Genomic DNA, 6,569 nt, shown 5'->3' with positions numbered 1-6,569 from the left:
GCACCCGGGACAACGACAGCTTCAATCGCCTCCATGCGGAGCAACTGCTGTATTTGCCGGGCGTGCGGCAGGTCCGTACCTTCATGGTGCTCAAGCAGGTGCTCTCGACCACCCAATTGCCGATCTAGTGCCGATCCAGTGCTGGTCTTGTGCTGGTCAGGCTGAGATTTTTTCCCAGCTCAGGTCAAACTTCAGCAAGTACTTGCGCAGCCTGTCCGCGTCGTTGACCACGCTGCGCTGCGTGCGTGAGACATTGAACAGCGCCCGCCCGGCATCACTGAGGGAGTCGCTTTTGCGGCACACCTCGATCACGGCCTGAAGCTGCAGCCGGTCAAAATAATCCAGCGTGTCCGCGGCGCTGCCCAGCAGGCCGGCGAGCGATACGGCGCTGCCGCCCGCTTCCGGCTCCGTGGCCTGCCACTGCCAGCGCAGCCGCGCGATCTCCGCCTCCACCAGGCCCAGGCCTATGCGGCCGTTGTCGCCCAGCGTGGCAAGGCGCGTGATGGAGGCGCTGAGGTCGCGAAAATTGCCGGTCCAGACGGCCTCACCCGATTGCGCGAAGCGTAGATACGCGGCGCGGGCCTCGGTGGTCATGCGGGTCTTGCGGCCCAGGTCTTCGGAGGCCAGCATGAGCTGGTGGTCCATATTGGGTTCGATGTCCTCCCGGCGTTGGGAGAGGCCGGGCAGGGTGTAGGTCCAGAGGTTGATGCGCGCGAACAGGTCTTCGCGAAAGCGCCCGCGCGCGACTTCCGCGCGCAGGTCCTTGTTGGTGCCGGCTATCAGCTGGAAGCTGCTTTCAACTTCCTTGTCGGCGCCCACGGGCAGGAAGCGTTTTTCCTCGACGGCCTTGAGCAGCATGGCCTGCTCATCCAGGCCCAGTTCGCCAATCTCGTCGAGAAACAGCACGCCCTTGTCGGCGGTGCGCAGCAGGCCGGGGCGGTCGCCGGCCGCGCCGGTGAAAGCGCCTTTTTTGTGGCCGAACAGGGCGGAAGCCGCGCCGTCGCCGTGCAGGGTCGCGCAGTTCACGTCGACAAAACCGCCGCCGACCTGGTGGCGCGATTTTTTGAGTTCAAAGATGCGCCGCGCCAGCATGGACTTGCCCGCGCCCGTGGGCCCGGTCAGCAGGATGGGCGCCTTGCTCTGCACGGCAATGCGCTCAATTTCCTCGATCATGGTGTTGAAGCGCGGGTTGCGCGTGGCGATGCCGCTCTTGAGGAAGGAGACGGCATCTTCCTGCGCAACCGCCAGCCGCGCGTTGATTGCGTCGTAGCGCGACAGGTCCAGGTCTATCAGTTCATAACTGCCGGTGCCCTGGCCTTGCCGGCCCCGCGGCGGCGCCGTCTGCAGCAGCACGCCGGGAATGAAGCGCGCCTCCACCAGCAAAAACAGGCAGATCTGCGCCACGTGCGTGCCGGTGGTGATGTGGGCCCAGTACTCCTCGCGCTCGGTGTCGAAGGCGTAGGCGCCCATCCAGTCATACAGCGCGCCGTAGACCTCGCCGAAGTCCCAGGGGTTGGCCAGGTTCATTTYGACCAGGCGGACCTCGGTACCGGGCGAGAGCTGGACCACGTCGTCGCGCACCCGCTCGGCCAGTGCCTTGTTGCGCGCGTCGTGCATCAGCTCCAGCCGGTCGACGACCAGGTCTTCGTGCTGCGCGATCGAAACCGTGGGCCGCCATTTCTCCCAGCGCCCCGAACCCAGGCCCGAATCCAGCTGGGTGCCCAGGAAACCTATCACGACTTTTTTCTTCATATTTCTAATGTACTAGCTTTAAAGATAGAAAAGTCGAAATGTTGGCACCTGAAATTCGGAGAGATTTTTGAGTGAATAAGAAAAATAACGAATCAAATCAACGATCTTCTGAACTGGCAGAAAACTTCCAGGCCAGCTGGCACGGCGCCTGCAATACATAGTCCGTCACCACAACGGTGAATGCAAACAAGGAACAAGAACATGGCAAACACACAACTATTTCAAAGCAGCAAAGGCGCTTTCCTGCCCGCCGCCGCCACCGTCAACGAGGCGGGTGGTGTGGCTTATGCCCTGGCACCCCGGCATGCTCTGGTGCAGCTGGCCGTAACCGGTTGCCTGAACAATGTGTACTACGCCGGTGCTGCCGAGCAATTGGACAAAGTGCTGGAACTGGCTGCACAGGTTGACGCGAGCTTCGTGGCCAAAACCGCCATCTATGCCCGTGAGCGCGGCCATATGAAAGACATGCCGGCGCTGCTGTTGGCTTCGCTGGCGACTCGCGACGTGGCACTGTTTGCCAAGGCGTTTCCCCGCGTGGTGGACAACGGCAAGATGCTGCGTAACGTGGTGCAGATTCTGCGTAGCGGCCGTGTGGGCCGTAAATCAATGGGTTCGCGCCCCAAGAAATTGGTGCAGGCCTGGTTGTGCAATGCCAGCGAGAAGCAGCTGCTGAACGCCAGTGTGGGTAACAGCCCGTCCTTGGCCGACGTCGTGAAGATGGTTCACCCAAAACCGGCCGAAGCCTGGCGCGCCGCGTGGTTTGCCTGGTTGATAGGTCGCGACTTTGACGTGAACCAGTTGCCCGAGGCGACGCGTGCTTTTGAAGCCTACAAAAAGGACCGCAGCGGCGTGGCGCCCGACGTGCCTTTTCAGATGCTGACCGCATTGAATTTGACCACCAACCAGTGGACGCAGATTGCCAAGAACGGTTCGTGGCAGATGGTGCGGCAGAACCTGAATACTTTTGCACGCCACGGTGTGTTTGGTACGACCAAGGCTGAGAAGGCCATTGCCGCCAAACTGCGTGATGTGCAAAGCATTGAGAAAGCCCGCGTGTTGCCTTACCAGTTGATGGCGGCTTACAAGGCTACGGACGCGGCTGTTCCCCAGCAGGTGCGTGAGGCATTGCAGGATGCGATGGAAATCGCGTTGAAGAACGTGCCGGCTTTGGCGGGTAACGTGGTGGTGTGTCCTGATGTGTCGGGCTCCATGAGCTCGGCGGTGTCCGGGCACCGTGGTTCTGCAACCAGTGCGGTGCGTTGTATCGACGTGGCGGCCTTGGTAGCTGCGGCTCTGCTGCGCAAGAACCCGGCAACCATGGTGCTGCCGTTCGAGCAAAAAGTCGTCAACTTGTCGTTGAACCCGCGTGACTCGGTGATGACCAACGCGGAGAAGCTGGCGGCCGTGGGCGGAGGTGGAACCAACTGCTCGGCACCGCTGGCCCTGTTGAACGCTGGGAAGGCCAAGGCCGATCTGGTGGTTCTGGTGTCGGACAACGAGTCGTGGGTGGACAGCAAGCGTGCCGGTGCTACGCAAACCTTGCGTGAGTGGGAAGTGTTCAAGCAACGCAACCCGCAAGCGAAGTTGGTGTGTATCGACATCCAGCCCTATGCCCATACGCAGGCGATGGAACGGCCCGACATCCTGAACATCGGTGGTTTTACCGATGAGGTGTTCAAGGTATTAGCCTTGTTTGCCGCAGGTGCATTGGGAGCCGACCACTGGGTCGGATTGATAGACGAGTTGGCGTTGTGAGCCATGACTCGATGTGTTGAGCGTCTCGCCTGAGGAATGCCGGTGTGATTACATCCAAACTGTTTTCATCACACCACCTGTTAGTCCTCAGGCGGGGGGCTTTTTTTAAAGGGTAGAGAAGAGGGTTTTCAAAAGCACGAATGCTGGTGGGATTACATCTGAACAGCCGGGGTCGTTCCCGGCCATGCAGAAGCTGAAAGGCTGATGCGTGAAAATCTCGCCGATTCTTGTCGTGTTTTTGAAAGCTCTTGAAAAGAGCAAAAAGTTTTGATTGCCAGTGGCAAATGCGGTTGGAATTACAGCACTGTTAATGCCGAGGTCGCGGGTTCGAATCCCGCCGGTGCTGCAATGGGCTTGTACCCGAGCCCATTGCAGCACCGTAGCTCAGTCTGGTAGAGCACGTATCCATTTCAACAATTTTGTTGCTGCTGGTGATCAAAAAGAAAAAAGAGTTTTGGATGAATGCCCGTGAAATTACAGGTAGACGCAGCGTGCAAACGCTCTCACGCCGGAAGGCGCGGGGTCTGGGTTCAAACCCCAGCTTGGCAACAAGTGGCGGAATTTCATTTCACAAACTTTATTCGTCCGTTTTATTAAAAAAAGAAAGAAGGAAGAACAGCAATGAACTACCAACAACACGAAGTCACCGGCGGTGTACCGGTAAAAATGTGGACCAAGGGCGTGCCCGTGGAAGCGCAGGCCCTCAAGCAGCTCGAAAACTCGGCGCGCCTGCCCATCGTGTTCAAGCACGTGGCCGTGATGCCCGACGTGCACTACGGCCTGGGCGCCACCATCGGCAGCGTGATCCCGACCTTCAAGGCCATCATTCCGGCGGCCGTCGGTGTGGACATCGGCTGCGGYATGATGGCCTGCAAGACGACGCTGCGCGCCGAAGACCTGCCCGACAACCTCGGGCCGCTGCGCTCGGAAATCGAGAAGGCCGTACCGCATGGTTCGGCACCCAAGACTTATCGCCGCAACGGCTCGGTTCGTGAAGTTGGTGCCTGGACGAATCCGCCGAGCGCAGCCGATGCGGCCTGGGGCCAGCTGGTCGATGAATTCGAGGCGCTATGCCTGGACTACCCGCGCCTGAAGAACACCAACAACCACCGCCACATGGGAACCCTGGGCGGCGGCAACCACTTTGTCGAGGTCTGCCTCGACGAAAACGGCGGGGTGTGGATCATGCTGCACAGCGGGTCGCGCGGGGTGGGCAATGCCATCGGCACCCACTTCATCGAACTCGCGAAGAAGGACGCGGAACTGCACCAGCGCAACCTGCCGGACAAGGACCTGGCTTACCTCGAAGAAGGTTCGCAGTACTTCGGCGACTATGTGCGCGGCGTGGGCTGGGCGCAGAAGTTCGCGCGCCTGAACCGCGAGGTGATGATGCAGGCCGCCATCGGCGCGCTGCGCAAGGTGATCAGCAAGCCGTTCGAGACGCACCTGGAGGCGGTGAACTGCCACCACAACTATGTGCAGAAGGAAACGCACTTTGGGCAAGAGGTGTTCGTGACCCGCAAGGGCGCCGTGAGCGCCAGGGCGGGGGAGCTCGGGATCATTCCCGGCAGCATGGGCGCCAAGAGTTTCATCGTGCGCGGCAAGGGCAACCCGGACAGCTTCATGAGCTGTAGCCACGGGGCAGGCCGCACCATGAGCCGTACCCAGGCCAAGAAGCTGTTCACGGTAGACGACCAGGTCAAGGCCACGGAAGGCGTGGAATGCCGCAAGGACGCCGATGTGATCGACGAGATCCCGATGGCCTACAAGGACATCGATGCCGTGATGCTGGCGCAAAGCGACCTGGTGGAGGTGGTTTACACCCTCAAGCAGGTGGTCTGCGTGAAGGGATAGGGCGCGCCGCTTCGAGGGAGGAGGGCGCCCTGGCCCGGGCATTTGAAAACAAGAAACAAGAAGACAGAAAGAAGAAAAAAATGATTGAACTCGATGGCTCGCAAGGCGAAGGCGGCGGGCAGATCCTGCGCACGGCACTGGCGCTGAGCCTGGTGACGGGCAAGCCTTTCCGCATGGACAACATCCGCGCCAGGCGGCCCAAGCCCGGCCTGATGCGCCAGCACCTGGCCTGCGTGAACGCCGCCGTGGCTGTGAGCGGTGGCCTGGGCCACAGCACGGCCCTCAATGCCGCCGGCCAGGCCGTGCAGATTGGCGAAACCACGCTGCTGTTCACGCCCGGCGAGGTTCGCGCGGGCGACTACGAATTCGCGGTCGGCTCGGCCGGCAGCTGCATGCTGGTGCTGCAGACCGTGCTGTGGCCGCTGCTGCAGGCCAAGGAGGCCTCCACGCTGCTGCTCGGCGGCGGGACGCACAACCCGATGGCGCCTTCGATCTCTTTTCTGACCCTGCTGGCGCCTTTTTTCTCGGGCGGTGGCGATGCGCTGTTTGAGATTGAGCTGCGCCGGCACGGCTTTTACCCCGCCGGCGGCGGGGAGGCGCGCGTGCGCCTGCATCCGCCCGCCCAGGGTTTCGCCGCCATCGACATCATGCAGCGCGGTGCGCTGCTGGAGGCCTATGCCGAATGCCTGCACGCCGGCCTTCCCAAGGGCGTGGCCGAGCGCGAGCTGGCCGTGCTGCGGCAGGGCCTGGGCTGGGGAGAGGACTGCCTGCGCGACCGCGGGCTGCGCAGCAACGAAGGCCCGGGCAATGCGCTGCTGGCCGTCCTGCGTTACGAGCACATCACCGAAGTCTTTGCCGCCTATGGCGAAAAGACCGTCAGCGCCGAGCAGGTCGCCCGCCGTTTGCTGCAGGAGGTCAGGGACTACCTGGCTCACCAGGCGCCGGTGGGCCCGCACCTGGCGGACCAGCTGATGATCCCGCTGGCCCTGGCGGCCATGCAGGGAAGGATGGGCCGCTACTGGGCGACGGAGCTGACCGAGCACACCCGCACCAACGCCCGGACCATCGAGGCCTTCCTGCCCGTGAGGTTCTCTTTCGAGGCGCTGGAGGGCGGCACCGTGATTTCGGTGTCCACCTGACTGGTGGGTCGACCCCGCGGCAGGCTGGATTCAGCGTGCCGCGGATTTCGTCGCTGCATCGTCCAGCAG

At 61.8% G+C, this 6,569-nt stretch carries 4 protein-coding genes and 1 pseudogene; 4 read left to right on the top strand and 1 reads right to left on the bottom strand.

Translation table 11 applies throughout. From position 1 onward, the window contains the following. Positions 1–128 (top strand): annotated as a pseudogene (locus AC1D0P_RS19705) (Lrp/AsnC family transcriptional regulator); the annotation flags it as partial. Positions 129–156: 28 nt separating this feature from the next. Here the strand turns inward: AC1D0P_RS19705 and rtcR are convergent. Further along, the gene (rtcR, locus tag AC1D0P_RS19700) at positions 157–1,752 is read right to left on the bottom strand and encodes an RNA repair transcriptional activator RtcR (RefSeq protein ID WP_477678302.1); all 1,596 of its coding nucleotides are present in this window, start codon (positions 1,750–1,752) and stop codon (positions 157–159) included. A 201-nt stretch (positions 1,753–1,953) separates the two neighbouring features. Between rtcR and AC1D0P_RS19695 the strand changes: the two genes are divergently transcribed. The 3 genes from AC1D0P_RS19695 to rtcA all read left to right on the top strand — a co-directional run bounded on the left by AC1D0P_RS19695 (position 1,954) and on the right by rtcA (position 6,500). Beyond that, positions 1,954–3,507 carry a vWA domain-containing protein gene (locus AC1D0P_RS19695; RefSeq protein ID WP_477678301.1) on the top strand — a complete coding sequence of 518 codons (1,554 nt, stop codon included), beginning with the start codon at positions 1,954–1,956 and terminating at the stop codon, positions 3,505–3,507. A gap of 621 nt (positions 3,508–4,128) precedes the next feature. Beyond that, positions 4,129–5,361: an RtcB family protein gene (locus AC1D0P_RS19690; protein ID WP_477678300.1), complete on the top strand. Its 1,233-nt coding sequence runs from the start codon at positions 4,129–4,131 to the stop codon at positions 5,359–5,361. An 80-nt stretch (positions 5,362–5,441) separates the two neighbouring features. Next, positions 5,442–6,500 (top strand): RNA 3'-terminal phosphate cyclase, encoded by a 1,059-nt coding sequence (rtcA, locus tag AC1D0P_RS19685; protein ID WP_477678299.1) that lies wholly within the window; start codon positions 5,442–5,444, stop codon positions 6,498–6,500. Positions 6,501–6,569 lie beyond the last annotated feature (69 nt).

The sequence above is a fragment of the Polaromonas sp. P1_G2 genome, assembly GCF_056405515.1.
The sequence above is the reverse complement of the archived record's forward strand: the minus strand, read 5'-3'. Positions and strand labels throughout refer to the sequence as shown.

Bases quoted from the DNA above. Each gene is read 5' to 3' on its own strand.
- rtcA (WP_477678299.1), top strand. From the start codon at position 5,442: ATGATTGAACTCGATGGCTCGCAAGGCGAAGGCGGCGGGCAGATCCTG.
- AC1D0P_RS19695 (WP_477678301.1), top strand. From the start codon at position 1,954: ATGGCAAACACACAACTATTTCAAAGCAGCAAAGGCGCTTTCCTGCCC.